This is a genomic window from Cupriavidus sp. L7L, from assembly GCF_004353535.1.
GTDB lineage: Bacteria > Pseudomonadota > Gammaproteobacteria > Burkholderiales > Burkholderiaceae > Cupriavidus > Cupriavidus oxalaticus_A.
Genome location: NZ_SMNY01000006.1, coordinates 49,443 through 71,313, shown reverse-complemented (window position 1 = coordinate 71,313; position 21,871 = coordinate 49,443). Strand labels below are relative to the sequence as shown.

21 protein-coding genes and 1 pseudogene are annotated in these 21,871 nt (G+C 67.1%); 11 read left to right on the top strand and 11 right to left on the bottom strand.

Features of this window, described 5'->3' with window-relative positions; translation table 11 throughout:
• Positions 1 to 65 precede the first annotated feature (65 nt).
• Complete coding sequence (locus E1J61_RS05990; protein WP_133093213.1) at positions 66 to 1,787, top strand: mechanosensitive ion channel family protein; 1,722 nt, start codon at positions 66 to 68, stop codon at positions 1,785 to 1,787.
• Positions 1,788 to 1,823: 36 nt separating this feature from the next.
• Here the strand turns inward: E1J61_RS05990 and E1J61_RS05985 are convergent, their stop codons facing one another.
• Positions 1,824 to 2,258 carry an RT0821/Lpp0805 family surface protein gene (locus tag E1J61_RS05985; RefSeq protein ID WP_133093212.1) on the bottom strand — a complete coding sequence of 145 codons (435 nt, stop codon included), beginning with the start codon at positions 2,256 to 2,258 and terminating at the stop codon, positions 1,824 to 1,826.
• Between the two features lie 272 nt (positions 2,259 to 2,530).
• Between E1J61_RS05985 and E1J61_RS05980 the strand changes: the two genes are divergently transcribed.
• From E1J61_RS05980 to mdoH, 3 genes are all read left to right on the top strand, one after another.
• Positions 2,531 to 2,896, top strand: coding sequence for a hypothetical protein (locus tag E1J61_RS05980; RefSeq protein ID WP_133093211.1), 366 nt, complete (start codon positions 2,531 to 2,533; stop codon positions 2,894 to 2,896).
• Positions 2,897 to 3,297: 401 nt separating this feature from the next.
• Positions 3,298 to 4,893 carry a glucan biosynthesis protein G gene (locus E1J61_RS05975; protein ID WP_133093210.1) on the top strand — a complete coding sequence of 532 codons (1,596 nt, stop codon included), beginning with the start codon at positions 3,298 to 3,300 and terminating at the stop codon, positions 4,891 to 4,893.
• The gene (gene mdoH, locus E1J61_RS05970) at positions 4,866 to 7,484 is read left to right on the top strand and encodes a glucans biosynthesis glucosyltransferase MdoH (protein WP_133093209.1); all 2,619 of its coding nucleotides are present in this window, start codon (positions 4,866 to 4,868) and stop codon (positions 7,482 to 7,484) included. Before E1J61_RS05975 ends, mdoH begins: the two co-directional genes overlap by 28 nt.
• Before the next feature lie 152 nt (positions 7,485 to 7,636).
• On the opposite strand, the gene E1J61_RS05965 is transcribed toward mdoH, so the two are convergent.
• Positions 7,637 to 8,233, bottom strand: a complete 597-nt coding sequence (locus E1J61_RS05965; RefSeq protein ID WP_165971433.1) for a hypothetical protein — start codon at positions 8,231 to 8,233, stop codon at positions 7,637 to 7,639.
• A gap of 395 nt (positions 8,234 to 8,628) precedes the next feature.
• Here E1J61_RS05965 and E1J61_RS05960 point away from each other — a divergent pair, with 395 nt between their 5' ends.
• Positions 8,629 to 9,846: a Bcr/CflA family multidrug efflux MFS transporter gene (locus E1J61_RS05960; protein ID WP_133093208.1), complete on the top strand. Its 1,218-nt coding sequence runs from the start codon at positions 8,629 to 8,631 to the stop codon at positions 9,844 to 9,846.
• 4 nt (positions 9,847 to 9,850) lie between these two features.
• Here the strand turns inward: E1J61_RS05960 and E1J61_RS05955 are convergent, their stop codons facing one another.
• Both E1J61_RS05955 and E1J61_RS05950 read right to left on the bottom strand, forming a co-directional pair.
• On the bottom strand, positions 9,851 to 10,693 hold the full coding sequence (locus E1J61_RS05955; protein WP_133093207.1) for a mechanosensitive ion channel family protein: 843 nt from the start codon (positions 10,691 to 10,693) through the stop codon (positions 9,851 to 9,853).
• A gap of 172 nt (positions 10,694 to 10,865) precedes the next feature.
• On the bottom strand, positions 10,866 to 12,068 hold the full coding sequence (locus tag E1J61_RS05950) for an ammonium transporter (protein WP_133093206.1): 1,203 nt from the start codon (positions 12,066 to 12,068) through the stop codon (positions 10,866 to 10,868).
• Between the two features lie 493 nt (positions 12,069 to 12,561).
• Between E1J61_RS05950 and E1J61_RS05945 the strand changes: the two genes are divergently transcribed.
• The 3 genes from E1J61_RS05945 (at position 12,562) to E1J61_RS05935 (ending at position 14,003) form a co-directional block, all read left to right on the top strand.
• Complete coding sequence (locus E1J61_RS05945; protein WP_029047409.1) at positions 12,562 to 12,843, top strand: HU family DNA-binding protein; 282 nt, start codon at positions 12,562 to 12,564, stop codon at positions 12,841 to 12,843.
• A gap of 181 nt (positions 12,844 to 13,024) precedes the next feature.
• Positions 13,025 to 13,510, top strand: a complete 486-nt coding sequence (locus E1J61_RS05940) for an acyl-CoA thioesterase (RefSeq protein WP_133093205.1) — start codon at positions 13,025 to 13,027, stop codon at positions 13,508 to 13,510.
• A gap of 16 nt (positions 13,511 to 13,526) precedes the next feature.
• The gene (locus E1J61_RS05935) at positions 13,527 to 14,003 is read left to right on the top strand and encodes a CreA family protein (protein WP_371702962.1); all 477 of its coding nucleotides are present in this window, start codon (positions 13,527 to 13,529) and stop codon (positions 14,001 to 14,003) included.
• A gap of 33 nt (positions 14,004 to 14,036) precedes the next feature.
• On the opposite strand, the gene E1J61_RS05930 is transcribed toward E1J61_RS05935, so the two are convergent.
• The 4 genes from E1J61_RS05930 to E1J61_RS05915 form a co-directional block, all read right to left on the bottom strand.
• Positions 14,037 to 15,785 carry a class I adenylate-forming enzyme family protein gene (locus E1J61_RS05930; protein ID WP_133093204.1) on the bottom strand — a complete coding sequence of 583 codons (1,749 nt, stop codon included), beginning with the start codon at positions 15,783 to 15,785 and terminating at the stop codon, positions 14,037 to 14,039.
• A 121-nt stretch (positions 15,786 to 15,906) separates the two neighbouring features.
• Positions 15,907 to 16,671: an SDR family oxidoreductase gene (locus E1J61_RS05925; RefSeq protein WP_133093203.1), complete on the bottom strand. Its 765-nt coding sequence runs from the start codon at positions 16,669 to 16,671 to the stop codon at positions 15,907 to 15,909.
• 279 nt (positions 16,672 to 16,950) lie between these two features.
• Complete coding sequence (locus E1J61_RS05920) at positions 16,951 to 17,808, bottom strand: arylamine N-acetyltransferase (RefSeq protein ID WP_133093202.1); 858 nt, start codon at positions 17,806 to 17,808, stop codon at positions 16,951 to 16,953.
• Between the two features lie 27 nt (positions 17,809 to 17,835).
• Positions 17,836 to 18,606, bottom strand: a complete 771-nt coding sequence (locus E1J61_RS05915) for a Crp/Fnr family transcriptional regulator (protein WP_133093201.1) — start codon at positions 18,604 to 18,606, stop codon at positions 17,836 to 17,838.
• Between the two features lie 180 nt (positions 18,607 to 18,786).
• On the opposite strand from E1J61_RS05915, the gene E1J61_RS05910 reads away from it, so the two are divergent.
• Complete coding sequence (locus E1J61_RS05910) at positions 18,787 to 19,284, top strand: DUF962 domain-containing protein (protein WP_133093200.1); 498 nt, start codon at positions 18,787 to 18,789, stop codon at positions 19,282 to 19,284.
• Between the two features lie 19 nt (positions 19,285 to 19,303).
• Here the strand turns inward: E1J61_RS05910 and E1J61_RS05905 are convergent, their stop codons facing one another.
• Together E1J61_RS05905 and E1J61_RS05900 are read right to left on the bottom strand one after the other, a co-directional pair.
• Complete coding sequence (locus E1J61_RS05905; RefSeq protein WP_305791052.1) at positions 19,304 to 19,660, bottom strand: ATP-binding protein; 357 nt, start codon at positions 19,658 to 19,660, stop codon at positions 19,304 to 19,306.
• Positions 19,661 to 19,689: 29 nt separating this feature from the next.
• Positions 19,690 to 19,926, bottom strand: a pseudogene (locus E1J61_RS05900) (response regulator); the annotation flags it as partial.
• 208 nt (positions 19,927 to 20,134) lie between these two features.
• Here E1J61_RS05900 and E1J61_RS05895 point away from each other — a divergent pair.
• Both E1J61_RS05895 and E1J61_RS05890 read left to right on the top strand, forming a co-directional pair.
• A complete protein-coding gene (locus tag E1J61_RS05895) occupies positions 20,135 to 20,374 on the top strand; it encodes a hypothetical protein (RefSeq protein ID WP_133093199.1) in 240 nt (79 codons plus the stop codon).
• Positions 20,375 to 20,646: 272 nt separating this feature from the next.
• On the top strand, positions 20,647 to 21,105 hold the full coding sequence (locus tag E1J61_RS05890) for an HU family DNA-binding protein (protein WP_063241379.1): 459 nt from the start codon (positions 20,647 to 20,649) through the stop codon (positions 21,103 to 21,105).
• 261 nt (positions 21,106 to 21,366) lie between these two features.
• On the opposite strand, the gene E1J61_RS05885 is transcribed toward E1J61_RS05890, so the two are convergent.
• Complete coding sequence (locus E1J61_RS05885) at positions 21,367 to 21,735, bottom strand: 5-carboxymethyl-2-hydroxymuconate Delta-isomerase (RefSeq protein WP_133093198.1); 369 nt, start codon at positions 21,733 to 21,735, stop codon at positions 21,367 to 21,369.
• Between the last annotated feature and the right edge of the window lie 136 nt (positions 21,736 to 21,871).

The window sequence follows — 21,871 nt, the reverse complement described above, 5'->3', positions numbered from 1 at the left end:
GGCATCGTGCCGGCCTGGCCTGCGGTGCCGGGCCGGCGCAATGCAACCCTCGGACAGGAGCGTCTATGGCAGCGCTTGCAGCTTGGTGGCGGCGAATCGCAATCCTGTGGACGCTGGCGCTGCTGTGCCTGCCGGCATGGGCGGCCACGCTGGCACCGGCAACGGCACCAGTCCCGATCGCCGTGCCCAGCGGCGAAGTCGCGGAACTGCGGCTGATGGACCGTCCCATCGCCACGCTGCGCGCAGCCATCGGCGGCGCGACGCCGGCCATGCGCGTAGCGCGCGCCCAGCAGTTGTTCGACGGTCTCACCGAAGCCGAACTGGCCCAGCCGCTCGGGCAGCTCAGCGGCACCCTTGGCGACGCGCCGATGATCGCGTTCCGGCTCGGCGACCGGTTGCTGTTCGCCCTGGCCATGCAAGACCTTTCCCCGGAAGACAACCTCACGCTGGAAGCTGCCGGCGCGCAGGCCGCGGCGGCGCTGCGCCAGGCCATTGCCGCGCGGCGCGCGCACCTGCACTGGCCCAACCTGTTCCGCGGCGGGGCGCTGAGCCTGCTCGGCCTGGGCGTGCTGGCCGCGCTGGCCTGGGGCGTCGCGCGCGCCAGCGTGACGCTGCGCGCGCGCCTGCGCTCGGCATTGCAGCGCCACGTGGCGCAGCACCTCGAACGCCGGGCCGGGCAGTTCGACTGGACCGGCGCGCTCTACCAGCTGGTTGCGCGCCTGGTGCAGATCGTTGCCGTCGGCGTGGTGCTGGTGCTGGCCTTTGCCTGGCTGGAGTTCGCGCTCGAACAGTTTCCGCTGACGCAGCCGATGGGCGACCGCATGGGCGCGTTCATCCTCCACCTGCTGTCAGGCATTGCCGTGTCGATGGTTGGGGCGGTGCCAGGGCTGGTGACGGTAGTGGTGATCCTGCTGATCACGCGCGCGGTGCAGCGGCTGGTATCGAATATCTTCAAGGCGGTGCAGAAGGGCCAGGTCTCGGTGCCCGGGCTGCATGCCGAGACCGCCGGCGCCACGCGGCGCCTGGCCGCGGCGTTGATCTGGGCGCTGGGCTTCACCTTCGCCTACCCCTATATCCCGGGCTCGGAAAGCGATGTGTTCAAGGGCTTGTCGGTGCTGCTCGGCTTTATGGTGACGCTGGGCTCGGCTAACGTGGTCAACCAGCTGATGAGCGGCATGGTGGTGGTGTACTCGCGCGCGCTGCGGCGCGGGGACATGGTATGCATCGGCGACACCGTCGGCACGGTGGCCTCGCTCGACGCGCTGTCGGTCAAGGTCATCAACCTGCGCAACGAGGAGGTGACGCTGCCGAATGCGGTGGTGGTCGGCAGCGCGATCCACAACTACACCCGGCACGGCAGCGTGCGCGATACCGGCACGAAAGAGGTCTGGCAGGCCGCGATGATTTCGACCTCGGTCACCATCGGCTACGACACGCCGTGGCGGCAGGTCCATGCCATGCTGCTGGCCGCGGCCGCGCAGGCCGAGCACGTGGCGGCGTCGCCGACGCCGTTCGTGCTGCAGCGTGGCTTGTCGGACTTCTATGTCGAATACGAACTGTTTGCCGCGCTGGATGACCCGCGCAACCGCTTCTATGCGCTATCCGCGCTGCACGCGGCGATCCAGGACCAGTTCAACACGCACGGCGTGCAGATCATGTCGCCGCACTTCATGGCGCAGCCGGAGCAGACTGTCTACGTGCCTGAAGCAAAATGGTTCGAGCGGCCGGGTAGCGCGCAGATCGATCCGGCTGCGCGGCCGCAGCGGGCGCCGTCGCGCGCCGCATGAGCGTGGCCTAAGCACTGCGCGCGCGGGCTGCCTGCTTCAGCCGTCGACGTGGCGGGCCTTCCATTGCCCGCTGGGCTGCTTGCAGAACCAGCCTTTCCAGTGCTCCTGCGAACTGCCGCGCTTGAGTTCCGACTCCAGCCGCCGGCACTGCTGGCCCTTGTCGGTCTTGCTTTCAACAGGGGTGATGGTGCCATCCACCTGCTGGCGCCGGCCGCTGGCCGGATAGGTCCACGTCACCGACTGGCCGTCGGCGGTATCGTTCAGCGCCTTGCGCACCGATTGCGACAGCGAGGCACCTTCCTTCTCGTTGAGCGTGCCGATGATGGAACCGCTCAGGTAGTTGTCGAAGTACGCGTGGGCCGGCGCGGCCACGGCCAGCAGCAGCGTGGAGCCGAGCACGCCGGCGATGGCGGCGCGGATGGCGGCGCGGGTGGCCGGGCGGGCAGTGCGGTCTGTTTGCCGAGGCAGCATGACGATTCCTTTGGCTTCATGTTGGCGTGCCGCGAGCCGACGGAAGGCATTGCGCGGGCAAGCCGGATGGGTCGTTTGGGTGGCATTGTAAGCGCAATGCAGGGCTGGCGACGACCACTTTGCCGCATTGCGGCGGCGCCGGCGCGGTTGACACCGGCGTAGCGCTGACCTAGCGTTGATTGCTGCCCCAACGCTTGCCATCCCCTGTTCCGCAGCGGCTGTCAGCGGTGCGCACCGCAAAGGCAAGCGCCTTTCCCCCGAGAGGAGATTCCATGAAGCTGCGCTATCTCATCATTGGCCTGGCCGGTGCCTGTGCCTTCGGCACACTGCACGCCCAGACCGGCAAGGCCGACAAGTTCAATCCCTACACCGACGGCGCCAAGCAGGACAAGTTCAGCACGTACACCGATGGGGCCAAGCAGGACAAGTTCAGCACGTACACCGATGGCGCAAAAAGCGACAACGTGACTTCGCTCAACCCCGGGGCGCGGCCTGACCAGATGGAGCCGATCGAGGGCGGGGCGCAGAAGTTCGATTCATACAGCCAGGGCGGGATGAAGAGCGGCAAGTTCGATACCTATTCCGAAGGCGCCAAGAGCGGCAAGTTCGATCCCTACAGCGAAGGCGCTAAAAAGTAACACCGTATTAAAAGTGTCGAGCGCGGGGTGACGGCCGGCACCCCGGCCGATCACGCTGGTCCGGAGGTCCGGCGAGCTTTGCGCTCGCCGGCGCTTGAGCCGGTGTGACCTGAACGCCCGCAAAGCCTTGCCCGGAGCGGCTTTCGGGCAACCCCATCAACATTTTGTTTCAAACCTTGCGTGGTCGAAACGTGACTTTGGCGTCTCGAATTGTTATGGTTTATTGCGCATCGCAACAAACCGGACACAGTGCCTCGCGGGCGCCGAGACCCGTGTTCGGGCCACGCCATATTGGACCCGGCCCGCCTCTTGCTGTGTCGTGCCTTGCGGCGCCGCCTGCAAGGCTCTTCGCCCCGACCGCCGATGCCGGTCACTCCGTTTTAACTGTTCCCCTGGCATACATGTCACAGATCGCCACGCCACGCTTGTCCGCAATATTTTCCGCGCCCGCCCCCGGGCCGGCCCGTCGCCGCAGCGCGCGCGCCGGGGTACGGATCGCGGCATGGCTGGGCGGCAGCATCCTGGCACTGTGCGCCATGACGGCGCAGGCGTTCGATTTCGATACCGTCGCCGCGCGCGCCAAGCAACTGGCAGCATCGCCATACAAGGCCCCGCTGCAGAACCTGCCGCGCGAACTGCGCGAACTGTCCTACGAGCGCTACCGCGAGATCGAGTACAAGCCCGAGCGTTTCGCCTGGCGCGGCACGCGCTCGCCGTTCGAGCTGTCGTTCTTCCATGAGGGCATGGTGTTCGACCAGCCGGTGCGCATCCATGAAGTGGTGGGCAACAGCGTGCGTGAATTCCGCTTCGATCCCGCCGCGTTCAACTACGGACCCCACAAGGTCGACGCCGCCAAGCTCAAGGGGCTTGGCTTCGCCGGCTTCCGCATCCTGTATCCGCTGAACCAGGGCAAGCGCAAGGACGAACTGGCGTCGTTCCTTGGTGCCAGCTATTTCCGTGCGCTCGGCAAGGACCAGTGGTATGGCCTCTCGGCGCGTGGCCTGGCGGTGGACACCGCGCTCAATTCCGGCGAGGAATTCCCGCGCTTCGTCGAATACTGGATCGAGCGGCCTGGCCCCAATGCCAAGGAGCTCATCGTCTATGCACTGATGGATTCGCGCCGCATGAGCGGCGCCTACCGCTTCACCATCAAGCCGGGCGCCGAGACCGCGATGGAGGTCAAGTCGCGGCTGTTCCTGCGCGAGAACGTGACCAAGCTGGGCCTGGCGCCGCTGACCAGCATGTATCTGTTCGGCGAGAACCAGCCGTCGCCGGTGCAGGATTTCCGCCCCGAGGTGCATGACTCGGACGGCCTGTCGATCCACCTGGGTACCGGCGAATGGGTCTGGCGCCCGCTGGTCAATCCCAAGCGCCTGCTGGTGACGTCTTTCGCGGCGACCAACCCGCAGGGCTTCGGGCTGATGCAGCGCGACCGCAGCTTCAACAGCTACCAGGAACTGGGCGCATGGTATGAACGCCGCCCGAGCGGCTGGGTGCAGCCGCGCGGCAACTGGGGCTCGGGCCGGGTCGAGCTGGTGCAGATCCCGACGCCGGACGAGACCAACGACAACATCGTCGCGTACTGGGTGCCGGACAACCCGCCCAAGCCGAAGCAGGCCTTCGACTACGAGTACCGGTTGCTGTGGCAGAAGGACGGCGAACAGCTGCCGCCGCTGTCATGGGTGAGCCAGACCCGGCTGGGCCGGGGCCAGTCGGCCAGCAAGGAGGACACGAGCTTTTCGCTGGTGGTGGACTTTGAAGGCCCGGGCTTCCGCAGGCTGCCCGCTGACGTTCGCATCGACCCGGTGGTTTCGGCCGATGCCAACGGTGAACTGCTGAAGACGTCGGTACAGCGCAATGAAGCGACCGGCGGCTGGCGCATGACCATGGTGATGCGCCGCAAGGATGAAACCAAGCCGGTAGAGTTGCGCGGCTATCTTCGCAACGGCAATACAACCCTATCCGAGACGTGGAGCTACATCTTACCCCCAGGCTAAAGCAGCGACCGGCCCAGGCAGCGGCATGCGAGCGCTATGTCGACCGCCTGCCCGTATCGCCTGAAATCCGCAGCGAACTGCTGGCCGACATGCCCGCCGCGGCCGCGGCGCCGGTGGCATCGCTGGCACCGGTCAGCACGGTCTTGCCGGTCGGCGGCGATGGCCGCGACGGCCGCGACGCGCAGGAAGCGATCTCGCGCCTGCAGTCGCGCCTTGCCGCCAAGGACGCGCCCGCCGCGCAGGGCGGCGGCGCCTACGCGTCGGTCGGCCGCCGTTTCACCATCGCCTACGGCAACCCTCAGGTTGGCGGCGAGCCGCTGCTGCAGCGCCGCGACGATGGCACCGTCAAGGTCGACACCGGCCCCGAGCCGGAGCGCAGCTCGATGGTGCCGCGCCAGTGGCCGCCGCATATCGTCACCGGCTGGCTGCGCAATGCCTGGCGCCGCATGCTGGGCCGCCCGCCCGTGCCCGAGACCTGGGACACGCTGCACGACGGCCCCGATGCCGAAGGCATGTGGCATCCGGCCGGCTCGCACCGGCGCTGGGTCCTGCTGGGCCTGGTCCTGATCCAGACCGTGCTGGCCACCTACTTCATGACCAGCGTGCTGCCATACCACGGGGCCGATCCGCTCGAGATCGCGATCCTGGGCCTGTTCGCCATCCTGTTCTCCTGGGTGTCGGCGGGCTTCTGGACCGCGATGATGGGCTTCCTGGTGCTGGCCAAGGGCGGCGACCGGCATCTGATCTCGCGCTCCGCCGCACCCGAAGGGCCGCTCGCGCCCGAGGCGCGCACCGCGATCATCATGCCGATCTGCAACGAGGACGTGACGCGGGTGTTCGCGGGCTTGCGCGCGACCTATGAATCGCTGGCACGCACTAGCCACCTGTCCAATTTCGATTTCATCGTGCTGTCCGACAGCGGCAATCCGGACCTGCGCACCGCCGAGCACGATGCGTGGATGGAACTGTGCCGCGCGGTCGGCGGCTTCGGCCGCATCTTCTATCGCTGGCGCCGCCACCGCGTCAAGCGCAAGACCGGCAACGTCGCCGACTTTTGCCGCCGCTGGGGCAGCAAGTATCGCTACATGGTGGTGCTCGATGCCGACAGCGTGATGAGCGGCGAATGCCTGGCCACGCTGGTGCGGCTGATGGAGGCCAACCCCGGTGCCGGCATCATCCAGACCGCGCCGCTGGCCGTGGGCCGCGAGACGCTGTATGCGCGCGTGCAGCAGTTCGCCACGCGCGTGTACGGGCCGCTGTTCACCGCGGGCCTGCATTACTGGCAGCTGGGCGAATCGCACTACTGGGGCCATAACGCCATCATCCGCGTCAAGCCGTTCATCGAGCATTGCGCGCTGGCGCCGCTGCCGGGCCGCGGTCCGCTGTCCGGCGAAATCCTGTCGCACGACTTCGTCGAAGCCGCGCTGATGCGCCGTGCCGGCTGGGGCGTGTGGATCGCGTACGACCTCGAGGGCTCGTACGAAGAACTGCCGCCGAACCTGCTCGACGAAGTCAAGCGCGACCGCCGCTGGTGCCAGGGCAACCTGATGAATTTCCGGCTGTGGCTCAAGCAGGGCTTCCACGTGGTGCACCGCGCGGTGTTCCTGACCGGCATCATGGCCTACCTGTCGGCGCCGCTGTGGCTGTTGTTCCTGCTGCTGTCCACGGCGATGCTGGCCAAGCATGCGCTGGTGCCGCCGGAGTATTTCACGCAGCAGTACCAGCTGTTCCCGACCTGGCCCGAGTGGCACCCGGAGAAGGCGCTGGCGCTGTTCTCGGCGACCGCCACGCTGCTGTTCCTGCCCAAGCTCGCCAGCGTGGTGCTGCTGATGAAGCAGGCGCGGCGCTACGGCGGCGCGGTGCAGCTCTTTGCCAGCATGCTGGTCGAGGTGCTGCTGTCAGCGCTGCTGGCGCCTACGCGGATGCTGTTCCATACCAAGTTTGTGATTGCCGCCTACAGCGGCTGGGGCATCTCGTGGAAATCGCCGCCGCGCGAAGACGCCGAGACCACCTGGGGCGAGGCGTTCCGCCGTCACGGCTGGCACACCGCGCTGGGGTTTGCGTGGGGCGGTCTGGTCTACTGGCTGAACCCGTCGTACGTGCTGTGGCTGCTGCCGATCGTCGGGTCGCTGGCAATGTCGATCCCGTTGTCGGTGATGCTGTCGCGCGTGTCGCTGGGCCGTGCCTCGCGCAATGCGGGCCTGTTCATGATCCCGGAAGAAACGCTGGTGCCGCGCGAGATCGTCGAGACGCAGCAGCATGTCGAGAACGCCGCGGACACGCCTGACTTTGTCGATGCGGTGGTGGACCCGGTCACCAATGCGCTGATGTGCGCGACCGCGACGGCGCGGCCGGTGCAGCCCGAAGCGGCACGCCGGCGCCACGAAACGCTGGTCGAGCATGCGCTGACCCATGGTCCGCGTGCGCTGACACCGGCGCAGAAGCACCTGCTGCTGGGCAACCCGTTCGCGCTGGCCCGGCTGCATGAGCTGGTGTGGGGTTCGCCGCTGGCCGATGCCGGCTGGAAAGATACGCGCATGCTGGTGCGCAGGGCGGCCAACGTGCTGCCATTGCGGCCGCGCGCGGCGTGACGCCGATTGCCTGCTGACCAAGAAATGGCCTGCTGATGCGGGCCATTTTTTTGCTGGCGACGGTACCGGCACCGACCACCGCCAACCGGCACCCATCGGCATTACCGTGGTGTCATTTGCAATCGATTCTTGTTTCCTGGCGGGTTGCGGCTTCAGCGCAGCGCCGACGTGCAGATCGGCGCATTGATGTAGACATCGCCGATGCGGCGCTCTCCGCGGTCCTTGCGGGTCATGTAGCGGAACATCAGGCTGACGCCGAGCTTGGTCAGGATTTCCACGTCGCGGTTGGCGCAGATATTGCGCTGCAGCGGCGCGGCATAGTTGACCTCGAAGCTGGCGAGATCCAGCATCGGCCCGCGGTAATTAGTCAGTTCCAGCTGGAACAGCACGTGCTTGCCGGGCACCGACTGGCAGCGGCGCAGCCGCGTTTCGCCGTCGATTTCGATCGGCAGGGCATCGTTGAGCTGGCGGCAGGCGCGCGCCAGCACGTTGTCGGGGCGCGTGGTATTGCGCAACAGTTCGGGCACGCCGGCGGCCCCGGTATTCTGGCCCGTGGCCGCCCCCTTGAGCATGCGCGACAGGGGTTCGGCTTCGTCGACCGCGGCAGCCGGCGCCGACGCCGCGGCGGCATTGCGCGCCGGCACCGGCACCGGTGCCGCATGCAGCGCCAGCGGCAACAGCAGCGCGGCCACCCATGCAGGGGTGGCCAGGCCAGGCGAAGCGGAAATCGGCGTGTGTCGTGTTCTCATGCAGGCTAACGTTGCCGGGAGCGGTACTGTCGTCCGTCTCTGCGAGGCCGGCCGCGCATGTCACGCGACACTCACGCCGACAGGCTGGCATTGTACCCTTCACCTTGCCAGGCGTGAAAGGCACGCCACGCCTGCCATCATGGCGTCAGTGCACATTCCGGTCAGATGCTCGCTTGATTCCACCATCTGGCAAGTTTGCCAATCCTGCCAACTTCATCGAACCCGACCTTGGCAGGGCAATATTCCTGAACGAGTGCTTCAAACCTGTGCAACCCGCTGCGGCATCGCTTTCGTTATGTTGTGCAACAATTGCCCCTTTCCAACGGCTTGCAGCCGCGCCCCGGCATCGCCCGCGGCGGTGATCGCCACGCAACCGCATGCACCGGATTTCTTCCATGTCCCGTTCCCCGAGCGCTGCCTCGACCGCGCGCTTTCCCGCCTGGCTTTTGATATGCGGCTCGCTGATGGCGATCGCGCCGCTGTCGATCGACATGTACCTGCCGAGCTTTCCCGCGCTGGCGGGCGACCTTGGCGTCGATATCGGCCAGGTACAGCTGACCCTCGGCACGTTCCTGGTCGGCCTTGCCGTGGGGCAGGCGTTCTACGGGCCGTTCAGCGACCGCTTTGGCCGCAAGCCGCCGCTGTATCTGGGACTGGGGCTCTATGTGGTTGCGGCGATCGGATGCGCACTGGCGCGCAATGCCGAGACGCTGATGCTGTGGCGCTTCCTGCAGGCGCTGGGCGGCTGCGCCGGCATGGTGATGGCGCGCGCCGTGATCCGCGACCGGCTCGAGGCCCATGAATCGGCGCGCGCGTTTTCGTCGCTGATGCTGGTGATGGGGCTGGCGCCGATCCTCGCGCCGGTCATCGGCGGCGCGATCCTTACGGCGGCCGGCTGGCGCACGATCTTCTGGGTGCTGGCGGCGGCCGGCCTGGCCATCCTGTTGCTGGTGCACTGGCGCATGGAGGAGTCGCTGGACCGGCGCCAGGCGGCGCCGCTGCGGCTTGGCACCGTGGCCAGGAGCTACGGCGAGCTGCTGCGCGACCGTGAATTCGTCGGCTACTCGATGTCGGCCGGTTTCGGGTCGGCGGGGATGTTCGCGTATATCTCGGGTTCGCCGTTCGTGCTGATCGAGCTGCACGGCATTGCGCCGTCGCACTATGGTTTCGTGTTCGGCGCCAATGCGCTGGGCCTGATCGTCATGTCGCAGCTCAACAGCCGGCTGGTGCACGGTCGCACGCTCGACCAGGTCCTGGGACGGGCGCTGCTGGCGCCTTGCGCCGCGGGCGCGGTGCTGGCCGTGGCGGCGCTGGCCGGGCTGGCGACGCTGCCGGTGCTGCTGGCGGCATTCTTCGTCTTTATCGGTGCGCTGGGCTGCGTCACGCCCAATGCTTCGGCGCTGGCGCTGGCGCACCAGGGGCATCGCGCCGGCACGGCTTCGGCACTGATGGGTACGCTGCAGTTTTCGCTGGGCACGCTCGGCGGCGCGGCCGTGAGCGTGTGGCGCGACGGCACCGCGCTGCCGCTGGCCGTGGTGATGGCGCTATGCGGCGCTGGCGCGGTGTTGATGCGTTACTACGGCAGCTCCGGCGCTGGCCGGGCGGCTGCCTGACGAATCAGGCGGCCTGCTGCAAGGCGGCGGCCTGCTGTACGATCACCATGTGTGCCGGCATGGGCGCGGCATAGCCGGCCTGGCCGAAGCACTCGCGGATGATGCGGTTGGTGTCGAAGTACACCTGCCAGTAATGGTCGTTGTGGCAATGCGGGCGTACCGCCAGCACCGGCCCGACCAGCGTGAATTCCAGGATCTCCACGTCGACCGCGGGTTCCGGCAGCACGTTCGGGATCTGCGCGATGCGCGACTTGAGCAGCGCCGCCGCATCGGCCACGTCGGTGCTGCCCGCCAGCTGGGCCTTCAGTTCCACGCGCCGGTACGGATTGGCGGTGAAGTTCTGGATGGTATCGCTGAAGATCTTGTTATTGCCGATCACGGTCTGCACGTTGTCCGGCGTATCGAGCGACGTGGCGAACAGCCCGATCTCGCGCACCGTGCCGGTGACGCCGCCAATGGTAACGAAGTCACCCACCTTGAACGGCCGCAGCACCACCAGGAACGCGCCGGCCGCGAAATTCGACATCAGTCCCGACCATGCCATGCCAATGGCCACACCGGCGGCGGCAATCAGCGCGGCGAAGGTGGTGGTCTGGATGCCGAAGTAGCCGAGGATGCCGATCACCAGCACCACATTCAGCGTGACCGTGACGATCGAACCCACATAGCGCAGCAGCGTCGGGTCGACCTTCTGCTTGCCGAGCGCGTTCTGCACCATCCGTACGACAAAATGGATCAGCCATCGGCCGATGACCCAGAACGCTAGGGCTGCCAGGATCTTGACCCCGAACTGCGTGGCATAGGCGACCACCAGGGTCTTGAGGTTGTCGAAAGTCGTGGCATCCATCGGCGTGTCCTCTCGGTTTGGGTGAGTGGTGCAGCCCTGCGCGCTGACGCGGCGCAATACGTGGGCACGGCAATTATTGGAATGCCGTGCCTCGAAGTGCAAGCAAATAATTGTCAAGGCAAGCGGGCCGGCAGGCCAGCTTGCCCAGGCGCTGCCGGGCGGCGCAACCGCCTTACCAGTTGGTTTCGCGCTCCGGCGTGGCGGAGATGCGGTGCAGCGTCAGGTCCGCGCCGTTGAACTCGCCTTCGGCATCGAGCCGGATGCCGACCAGCTTCTTGAGCGCGCCGTATACCAGCGTGCCACCCGCCAGCGCCACCACGATCCCCAGCACCGTGCCGATCAGCTGCGCGCCGAGCGACACGCCGCCCAGCCCGCCCAGTGCCCTGGCCCCGAAAATGCCCGCGGCGATGCCGCCCCAGGCGCCGCACAGCCCGTGCAGCGGCCAGACGCCCAGCACATCGTCGATATGCCACCTGTTCTGCGCCAGCGTAAACATATAGACGAAGAGGGCGCCCGCAACTCCGCCCGTGATCAGTGCGCCCAGCGGGTGCATCAGGTCCGAACCGGCGCATACCGCCACCAGCCCGGCCAGCGGGCCGTTGTAGGCAAAGCCGGGATCATTGCGCCCGGCGGCCCACGCCGCCAGCGTGCCACCGGCCATCGCCATCAGCGAATTGATTGCAACCAGGCCGCTGATCTTGTCGACGGTCTGCGCGCTCATCACGTTGAAGCCGAACCAGCCCACTGCCAGGATCCACGCACCCAGCGCCAGGAACGGGATATTGGAAGGCGGATGGGCGCTGATGCGCCCGTCCTTCTGGTAGCGCCCCCGCCGCGCGCCGAGCAGCAGCACCGCCGGCAGCGCGATCCAGCCGCCCAGCGCATGCACGACCACCGAGCCGGCAAAGTCATGGAACGGCGCGCCGGCAACCTGTGTGATCCAGTCCTGCACCCCGTAGCGCTGGTTCCACGCAATGCCTTCGAAGAAGGGATAGACAAAACCGACCAGAACGAAGGTCGCGACCAGTTGCGGATTGAAGCGCGAACGTTCGGCAATACCGCCCGAGATAATCGCCGGAATGGCGGCGGCAAAAGTCGCCAGGAAAAAGAACTTGACCAGGTCGTAACCGCTTTTCTGGGCCAGCGTTTCTGCCCCGGACATGAATTGCACGCCGTAGGCAATGGTGTAACCGATAAAGAAATAGGCAATCGTGGAAACTGCGAAATCCACCAGAATCTTTACCAGTGCATTGACCTGGTTTTTCTTGCGCACCGTGCCTAGCTCGAGGAAAGCAAAGCCGGCGTGCATGGCCAGCACCATGATGGCGCCAAGCAGGATAAACATGGCGTCGGTGCCGGTCTTCCAGTTGTCCATAGTGACCTCATGCTCAAAATGGGCGCATGGGTATGCAAAAAGCATTCCAGTTGCGGCTGCATCCTGGTGCCGGCTGCACCGGAGTGGGCGGAATCCGCACCGGAATGCCGCGCGCAGGGAACCGGGCCCGCAGGACGTCGGAGCCGGGCGCCGGCCGCCGTGCCTGATATGCGCCAGAATGGCGCTTCACCGGCATGTTCGGCTGACCCGTTTTGGTGCGACGCCCCAATTCCGGGCATTTGCCGGGTCCGGGCCCGTGACAGCGTTGCCTTGCGGCGCAACGCCGCAGCCAGCCAAAGCGGGCCCATGACAAGCGCGAAAAGAGCGGGAAATTGCCCGCTAACCGGCCTCAAGCAAGGATTTGCGGGTTTTTTCGTTGCATTGGTGCCACTGGGGATTGCTCAACGCACAAGGGGCAGATTAGACTGCGCCGATCGATGTTTTGCCGCCAGGCAAGCACATCGGTCACGACGACCAACAAGGGAAATCAGCCATGAATAAAGGTGAACTGGTATCGGCCATCGCCACGGAAGCAGAACTGAGCAACGCCGCCGCTGAGCGCGCGCTCAACGCAGCGCTGGACAGCATCAAGAAGGCAGTGGCAAAGGGTGATTCGGTCACGCTCGTAGGTTTTGGCAGCTTCAGCGCCGGCAAGCGCGCCGCGCGCACCGGACGCAATCCACGCACCGGCGAAACCATCAAGATCCCGGCCGCCAAGACGGTCAAGTTTTCCGCCGGACAGGGTTTCAAGGACGCGGTGAACAAGAAGAAGTAAGCAGTTTGTGTCCACAGCGTGAAAGAGCGGCCAGGCAGGCCGCTTTTTTGTTTTGCGCGCCGTGCGCGATGACCGGCAACGGCGGGGCCGATCCGGGTTAAACTGCCGGCGCCTGGATGCCGCCAGCCGGCCCGGGCGACCGCCCCCGCAATCCGCGCCCCCGATCCGAACTCCCCGCATCATGAACGACCTGTCCCACCAGCTTTCCATGACCGTGCTGATGACGCCGGACATGGCCAATTTCTCCGGCAACGTCCACGGCGGCACCATCCTGAAGTACCTGGACATGGTCGCGTATGCCTGCGCCAGCCGCTATGCGGGCCGCTACGTGGTGACGCTGTCGGTTGACCAGGTGGTGTTCCGCCAGCCCATCCACGTGGGCGAGCTGGTGACCTTCCTGGCCTCGGTCAACTTTACCGGCCGCAGCTCGATGGAAATCGGCATCAAGGTCGTGACCGAGAATATCCGCAGCAAGCTGGTGCGCCACACCAACAGCTGCTACTTCACCATGGTGGCGGTCGACGACAACGGCGCCCCGGCGGAAGTGCCGCCGCTTGAGCCGCGCGATGAAGTCGAGCGCCAGCGCTTTGCCGCCGCCCAGCAGCGCCGTGCACTGCGCCAGGAAATGGAAAAGCGCCACGGCGACATCAAGTCGTCGGTGACCTGACACGTTGCCATCCACCATGATGAAGCGATCCTGCACGATCCTGGCCCTGGCCGCCTGCGCGGCGGCCACGGGCGGCGCGCATGCCGAGGAGATCGGCAGCGTCAGCACCAATTTCCGCGTGACCGGCTCCGACAAGGTCGTCATCGAAGCCTATGACGACCCGCAGGTCGAGGGCATCACCTGCTACGTGTCGCGGGCCCGCACCGGCGGCATCAAGGGCCAGCTGGGCATGGCGGAAGACCCGCCGGAAGCCTCGATCGCGTGCCGGCAGGTGGGGACCATCGCCTTCAAGGGGCCGCTGAAGCAGCAGGACAACGTCTTTTCCGAGCGCATGTCGGTGCTGTTCAAGACCCTGCATGTGGTGCGCGCGGTCGATCGCAAGCGCAATACGCTGGTCTACCTGACGTATTCGGACCGCATCGTCAGCGGCAGCCCGCAGAACAGCGTGACCGCCGTGCCGGTTCCGGCCGGCACGACGATCCCGGTCAAGTAGAGCGCTGCCGGCTCGTGGTTTGCCGCCGGCTGGTCAGGCTGCCTGGTCGAACAGCTTGCGCAGGTTCGACTTGAGGATCTTGCCATTGGCATTGCGCGGCAGCATCTCCCGGTAGAGCAGGATGCGCACCGGCACCTTGAACGCCGCCAGCCGCTCGCGCACGAACTCCTGCAATTCGGCTTCGGTTGCGTGCATGCCTGGCTTGAGGCTGACCACGGCCGCCGGTTCCTCGCCCAGCGTCTTGTGCGCCATGCCGACCACCGCTGCGTCCATCACCGCAGGATGTTCGTACAGCGTGCTTTCCACCTCGATGCAATAGATGTTCTCGCCGCCGCGGATCAGCATGTCTTTCATGCGGTCGACGATATAGACATAGCCTTCCTCGTCCAGCCGCGCGATGTCGCCGGTGCGCAGCCAGCCTTCGATAAAGGTCTGCGCCGTGGCTTCGGGCTTGTTCCAGTAGCCGCGCACGACGTTGGCGCCGCGTACCAGCAGTTCGCCGGTCTCGCCGGGCGGCAGCGCCTGGCCGCGTCCGTCGACCACCTTCATTTCGCCGATCGGCAGCGCCGGACCGCTGCTGTCGGGCCGCAGCACGTATTCCTCGGCGCTGTGGCTGGTGAAGGTCGAAGAGGTTTCGGTCATGCCCCAGCCGATGCCAGGCGCGGCCGTCGGGAACACGTCGCCGATGCGCCGCACCAGTTCCGGCGACGCCGGCGCGCCGCCGTAGTTGACGTTCTCCAGCGAAGACAGGTCGAAGCGCGCGCGCTCCGGATGCTCCAGGATCTGCCAGGCGATGGTGGGCACGCCGCCGGCGGCGGTGCAGCGCTCGCGCTCGATCAGCTCCATGCCGCGCAGCGCGTCCCAGCGGTGCATCAGCACGATCTTGCCGCCGGTGGCGAGCGCGCCGTTGAGCACCGCCATGCAGCCGGTGACATGGAAGAACGGCACCGCCAGCAGCATGGCCTTCTGCGGGGCCGCGGGATCCGGCGCCGGAATCGGCTCGCCGCGGCGCAGCAGGTTGCGCAGCGGGCTGAAGCTGCCAGCGGCCGCGACCGTGGCGGAGTTGCGGTGCGTGCCCAGTGCCCCCTTGGGTTTGCCGGTGGTGCCGGAGGTATAGAAGATGGTGGCATCGTCCTCGGGGTCGATACCGACCTGCGGCGGCGATTGCTGCGGCAGCGCGGCCCAGTCGGCGCTGGTGCCGATCACGCTTTCCAGTGCGGCGACGCGAGGATCGCCGGTCGCAGCGCCGGTGCGCGAGACGTAGACGCGTTCCAGCGACGGGCAGCCGGGCAGATGCTCGAGGATGCGGTCGAGCCGCTCGGCATCGACGATGGCCACGCGGCTGCCGGAGTCGGCCAGGCCGTATTCCAGCTCGGCGCTGGTCCACCACGCGTTCAGCGGCGTCACGATCGCGCCCGCGAGCAGCGCGCCGTAGAACGCCACCGGCCACTCCGGCAGGTTGCGCATCGCCAGCGCCACGCGGTCGCCCTTGCGCACGCCGTCGCGCACCAGCGCATGCGCCAGCGCGATGGCGGCGCGTCGGAAGGCATCGTAGGAAACGCGCTCGTCCTCGTAGACCACGAAGGTGCGGTCGCCGAAGGCACTGGTCGCGTGGAACAGGTCGCACAGCGTCGCGGGTGCGTGCTTCCAGACTGTGGTGGGGATGCCGCGGATCACGCGCGACTCGGTCTCGAACGGCGAGCCGGGCGCGGTCAGCCGGGCATGGGCCTCGGCCAGGGACATGACCGGCCAGTTGCCGGCCGCTTGCGGATTGCTTGACATGACTGCCTCCCGTAACTGCGCTGCAGGTTGAGGGCAATGCAAAGAAAGCGGCGTGCGCCCGGACAGGCCGGCGCACGCGCAACGCTTGCGTCAGAAGCTCAGGTACAACTCAAGATACCGGTCAGATCGTCACGCCGCCATCGACCACCAGCGCCTGACCGGTCATGAAGCTGCTCGCGGCGGAGGCCAGGTACACGGCCGCGCCGGCAATCTCGATCGGCTCGCCGATGCGGCGCAGCGGGGCGCCCTGCGTGGACTGCTTGTAGCGCTCCGGATCTTCCCACAGCGCGCGCGCGAAGTCGGTCTTGATCAGGCCCGGCGCGATGCAGTTGACGCGCACGTTGTGCGGCCCGAATTCCACCGCGAGGTTGCGCGCCAGCTGGAAATCCGCGGCCTTGGAGATGTTGTACACGCCGATGGTCGGCGAGCCGCGCAGGCCGCCGATCGACGACACGATGATGATCGAGCCGTCCTTGCGGTCGATCATCTGCGGCGCGACCATCTGGATCAGCCAGTGGTTGGAAATGACGTTGTTGTCCAGCACCTTGCGGAACTGGTCGTCCGAGACGCCGCCCATCGGCCCGTAGTACGGGTTGGATGCGGCATTGCAAACCAGTACGTCGATCTTGCCGAAGGCCCGGTTGGTTTCGTCGACCAGGCGCTGCAGGTCTTCCTTCGACGATATATTGGCGGGCACCGCGATGGCCGTGCCGGCGCCATGGCGTGCATTGAGCGCGTCAACCACTTCCTGGCAGGCCTCTGCCTTGCGCGAAGAAATCACTACCTTGGCGCCCTGGACGGCCATCTGCTCGGCGATGGCGCGGCCGATGCCGCGCGAGGAGCCGGTGACGATGGCAACCTTGCCCGTCAGATCGAACAATGACATGGAGTCTCCTGTATAGCTGCGCCGGCGTCAGCGGCCGGCTTCATGCAGGCGGCGGGTCTGCCGCGCTGTGGTCCTGGCGATGCGGCGCAAACGCTGCATCGACGGATCATTATGGTGGTGCCGCGCCAGCCGAGTCCACAGCGCCAAGGCCCGGATGGCGGCCATATCAGCATTCTTTCTGCGGGCAATGCGCGGCGTGCATGAAGGCCTGGTGCAGCGCGGCATGGCATCACTGCAAGGTGGCGCACAAGCCGCGCACAAGCCGCGCACTGCATGCACTCATGCGTGCGCGTTAGCCGCGAGCAAGGGCGCAAGCGCCGCCATCAGCCCGTGCCGCAGCGCATCGTCGAGCCGTATGCCGAAGCGCTCATCCAGGACCTGCACCACGGCTGCGGGCGTTGCCAGCCGCTGGCGCCGCACGCCGCCGTCCGGCGCGCGTTCGGCCAGGTCGCCATCGGCCAGCGTCACGCGTGTGCCGTCAACGGTGCGCGCGGCCGTCAGCCGGCGCAGGAACACGCTGTCCGGATGCGTCGAGACATACCAGTTGCGCGGCCCGAAATCGATCCATGGCTGCGGCGTCAGGTCGAAGCGGTAGACCTTGAGCCAGCCCGTATCCCCGCGCGCCTCCAGGTCGAAGCTGTGGAATGCGCTGCCGGCCGCTTCCGGCGGGGAGCTGGCGAGCCGGTAGGGGAAGTCGTCGTCGGCAGGCGCGGACAGCGCCATCGCGCGAAACGGCGTGGGTCCGCCGAAGCCGACATCGGCGACATAGCTGCGATGCGCCACTTCCACGCGCAGCAGCATGTGCGACGCCACGGTCTCGACCGCATCGGGCACGCCCCAACGCACGCGCGCGGCCAGCGGCGTCACGCTGAAGCCGAACGCTGCCAGCGCCGCCGCCAGCAGCGTGTTGAGTTCGAAGCAGTAGCCGCCGCGCCCGCGCGTGACCAGCTTGTCGAAAACGGCGTCGACATCGATGCTGACCGGCCGCCGCAGCAGCGGGTCGATGTTCTCGAACGGAATGCTGGCCAGCTGCGCGCCGAGCACGGCGTCGAGCGCCTCCAGCGTGGGCGAGGGCGGGGCGGCGATGCCCAGCCGCGCGCAATAGGCGTCGAGTTGGGCGGCTTCTAGCGTGATCATGGCAGGCAGGCCTCCACGGTGGCGGATTCAGTTGAGCACTTCCAGCGCGGCCAGGTCGAGCAGCTCGATACCGCCGTATTCCAGCCGCAGCAGGCCGCGGGCTTCGAGTTCGCGCAGGGCGTGGTTGACGGTCTGGCGCGACAGTCCCAGCATCTGCGCGAGCTGTTCCTGCGGGATGCGCACGCGCAGCACCGCATCGGCACGCGCCGGGAGGTTGCCGTAGCCGTGCGCGATCGCGGCCAGGCGCCGGGCAATGCGTGCCGCGGGCGGCAGCAGCTGCGTCTCCTCGACATAGTCGAAGGCCTGGCGCGTCCTTGCGGCAAGCAGCCGCCCGAACGCCTGCCACCATGCCGGATGCTGCGCCAGGCGCCGCTCCAGCGGCGCGCGCGGCACGTGCCACAGCGCGGCGGCGCTGACCGCGCGCGCGTCGTGCGTGCGCGGCAGGCCGTCGAACAGGCAGATCTCGCCGAACCAGCTGCCGGGCTCGAGCAGCCCCAGCAGCGCCGCCTTGCCCGATTCGCCGCTGGCATGGATCTGCACGGTGCCGCTGGCCACGCAGTACAGGCCGTCGAAGCGGTCGCCTCGGGCAAACAAGGTCTCGCCGGGCACCAGCCGGCGCAGGCAGCCGTCGTCGAGCAGTGCCTGGCGCAACCCCGGCGGCAAGTGGCTGAACCAGGCGCCGGCGCGCACCGCGGCCAGCGGGTCGTCCTCCGGCAGCGAGTTGTGCGGCCGCGCGCGCGCTGGCGCGGCACGGGCCGGCAGCGGGGCGTGGCGGTGCGGCGGGGGCGCGGATCCCATGCCGGTCTCCTGTTTCCTGTTGGGGCGAAAGGTCGTCAAAACCGGTGTGCCGGCAGATTGTCAAAAACCAGACAGACCCGCCGGTATGCGCCCACTACTATAAATCCACATCGCGACCCGAGCGCGGACAGCAGCAGGCGGCAGCTTCCGCGCACGCCTGCGCACACAAGGAGACGCCCCGTGAAAACCCTGATCGAGTACCTGGCCAACTACGCCGCCTACCACCGCGATTCGCGCAATATCGTCACCCATTTCATCGGCATCCCGATGATCGTGCTGGCGGTGACCACGCTGCTGGCGCGGCCGGCCATGCCGCTGGGCGACGGCTCCGCCCACCTGACCCCGGCGATGCTGGTGTATATCCTGTCGTGCCTGTTCTACCTGCGCCTGTCGCTGGGCTTCGGCGTGGCGATGGCGTCGATCCTGGCGCTCTTCCTCTATGCCGGCGCGCACATTGCCGCCATGCCGACCGCTGCGTGGCTGGCCACCGGGGTCGGCCTGTTCGTGGCGGGGTGGATTATCCAGTTCATCGGCCATTACTACGAAGGGCGCAAGCCGGCGTTTGTCGACGACCTGGTGGGCCTGCTGATCGGCCCGCTGTTCCTGGTTGCCGAAACCGCTTTCGCGCTGGGGCTGGCGCGCGACACGCGCGACGCGATGGCGGCACGCGCGCACTGACAGGGCATTGTGAAGCGGATCAGGGCAGGCCTGCCGGCAAGCGCAGACGTGCCGACAGCCCGCCCAAAGGGCTGGTTGCCAGCGTCAGGCTGCCTTCGTACATCGCAGCGATCTCGGTGGCGATCACAAGGCCCAGCCCGCTGCCGGCAGCCGCCTCGTCCAGCCTGCCGAAGCGGGCGGTGGCCAGTTCGCGCGCCTCGGGCGGCATGCCCGGCCCATCGTCCTCGACCGCTATTTCCAGTTCGACGCCAGCCTCGCGCAGCGTGACGCGCACGCGCGTGCGCGCCCACTGGCAGGCGTTGTCGAGCAGGTTGCCGAGCATCTCGACGAGGTCCTGGCGGTCGCCGGCAAAATGGCCGTTGCCTTCGACTTCCAGCGCCAGTTCGCGCCCGGCTTTCTAGCGAGCGAGGTCAGCACCACCGTCCCGCCGTTGACGGTGACAGTGCCGGCGCGCGGATTCATCCGAACCGGGCCGCATTGCAGCTCCGGCACAGCCATGCCGTGCGCGCGCCGGATCAGCGCGCGGATGCGCGCCGGCAGCTCTTCCATGCGGAAGGGCTTGGCCACGTAGTCGTCGGCGCCAGCGTCGATGCCTTCGACCTTCTCGGTCCGGTTGTCGCGCGCGGTCAGGATCAGAATCGGCCTGCGCGGCAGGCATGGCCGCGAGCGCCAGCAGCGCTGCCAGTGCGGCAGCGGACAGCATGCGGGCGGGGCGCCGCAGCGGCGCGGAAAATCGCTTCATGGCCCGAAGCTTGCAACAAAAAGCCTGAACGCGGGCTGAACGAAACGCTCAGGCAGGGTTCAGCCAGCGCCGCCGACAATGCCCCGCATCCCATCCAAGGAACCGGACATGTCCCCACCCGAGACCCTCGCCAGCGATTCGCCGCCCCTTGGCAACAGGCCTCTGCGCACGCTGGCGCTTGCGGCCGTTGCACCGGTTTCGCTGCTGTGCGTGGCCAGCGTGTTCGGCATGCAGGCCGGTCTGCCGGCACTGTCGCACGCATGGGCGCAAGCTGATGCATCGCTGCCGCTGCTCGCGCTCGGCGCGCTGTTTGCAGGCCCGCTGCTTGCGCTTCCGGTGCGCGGCTGAGGCACGCAATCCGGTCCGCATGTTCGCGTCGCGCAGCGTGCGCAAGCGCCAAAACGGGGGTACGTAGGCCCTCTTCGCGTTTTCACTGAGGCAAAGCTACGACAAAACCCGGGGTTTTCACGGGGTTTTGCGCTTCGCATGCACGAAAACCCCTTGACTTACGGTTGTTTCCGCTATGATTCAGTGGGCGCCGACAAGGCGTTTTGCGCAGCGCTGCTGAGCGATGCAAAACGATGAAGCCGGCATCCATCGTTCAACTTACGTATATCGATATGGCGACCAAAGCGAAACCGACCGCGAAGACTGCAACCAAGCCCGCTGCCAAGAAGGCCGCGGCAACCAAGGCACCCGTGAAGGCTGCCGCCAAGAAGGCCGCGCCGGCCAAGAAGGCTGCTTCCGCCGCTGCGCCCGTTGCGCGCCCGCTGAAGGACACCTTCAACAAGTCGAGCCTGGTCGCTCACCTGGTAGCCCAGACGGAACTGGAAGCCAAGACCGTGAAGACGGTCCTGGCCCATCTGGAAAACACCATCGTCAGCGCGCTGAACAAGAAGGGCGCTGGTGAATTCACGCTGCCGGGCCTGCTGAAGGTGACGGCACAGCAAGTCCCGGCCAAGAAGAAGCGCTTCGGCAAGGACCCGTTCACCGGTGAAGAGCGTTGGTTCCCGGCCAAGCCGGCCAGCGTCAAGGTGAAGGTGCGCCCGCTGAAGAAGCTGAAGGACGCCGCGGCCTGATCTGCGCCACAGCCTGTCCCAATGAAAAAGGAGCCGCTCGCGGCTCCTTTTTTCATGGCTGGGACAATGTGGGCCATTTAATCCAGGTCAATCCGCCAGCGCTGGCGTCCCCCTAGAATCCCAGACGTCATGGGTGCGGGGGCGCTCCCCATGACAGGCTTCGGCGTCTTCCCCGAAGCTGGTGCCCGCGGCCTGAGAGGGTCGCGGGTTTTTTGTTGGCCGGGAATTACTGGCCGGCGATTGCTGGCGCGTTGCCGTGGCTCAGCCAATGACCTGCTTGGCGAAGGTGGCGCGCTGCATCTCGCACACTTCCACCGATACCTGCACCGACTGGCCACCGTCCACGCCCGTGCGCACGGCGTCGGCGATCACGTCGCAGACGGCCTGGCCCAGCGCCTGGCGCACGGCAGTGTCGCGGCCATCGAGGATCGACAGGCGCGCATGGACGAACGCGCGTTCCGCGGCATCCACGCCCTGGCGGTAAGTCGACAGCGTGATGCAGCGCGACTTGATATCGGCCTCCTGGAACTGCCCCGATGCCAGCAGCGCGGCGTTGGCTTCGTCGAGCAACTCTTCCTGCGAGCAGTTCAGGCGGGTGTTTTCCGTGAGTTCGATGACGAGGTGGGGCATGGCGGTATCCTGGATGATCCTGGCGATGGGGCCGGCGGGAATGCCGGCGAGAGCGAGCATGATACGGGAACAAGCGGGGATCGCGCGCCACGTGGAATGCAACGGGGCGCCCGAAGGCGCCCCGCTTGGCTTGCCG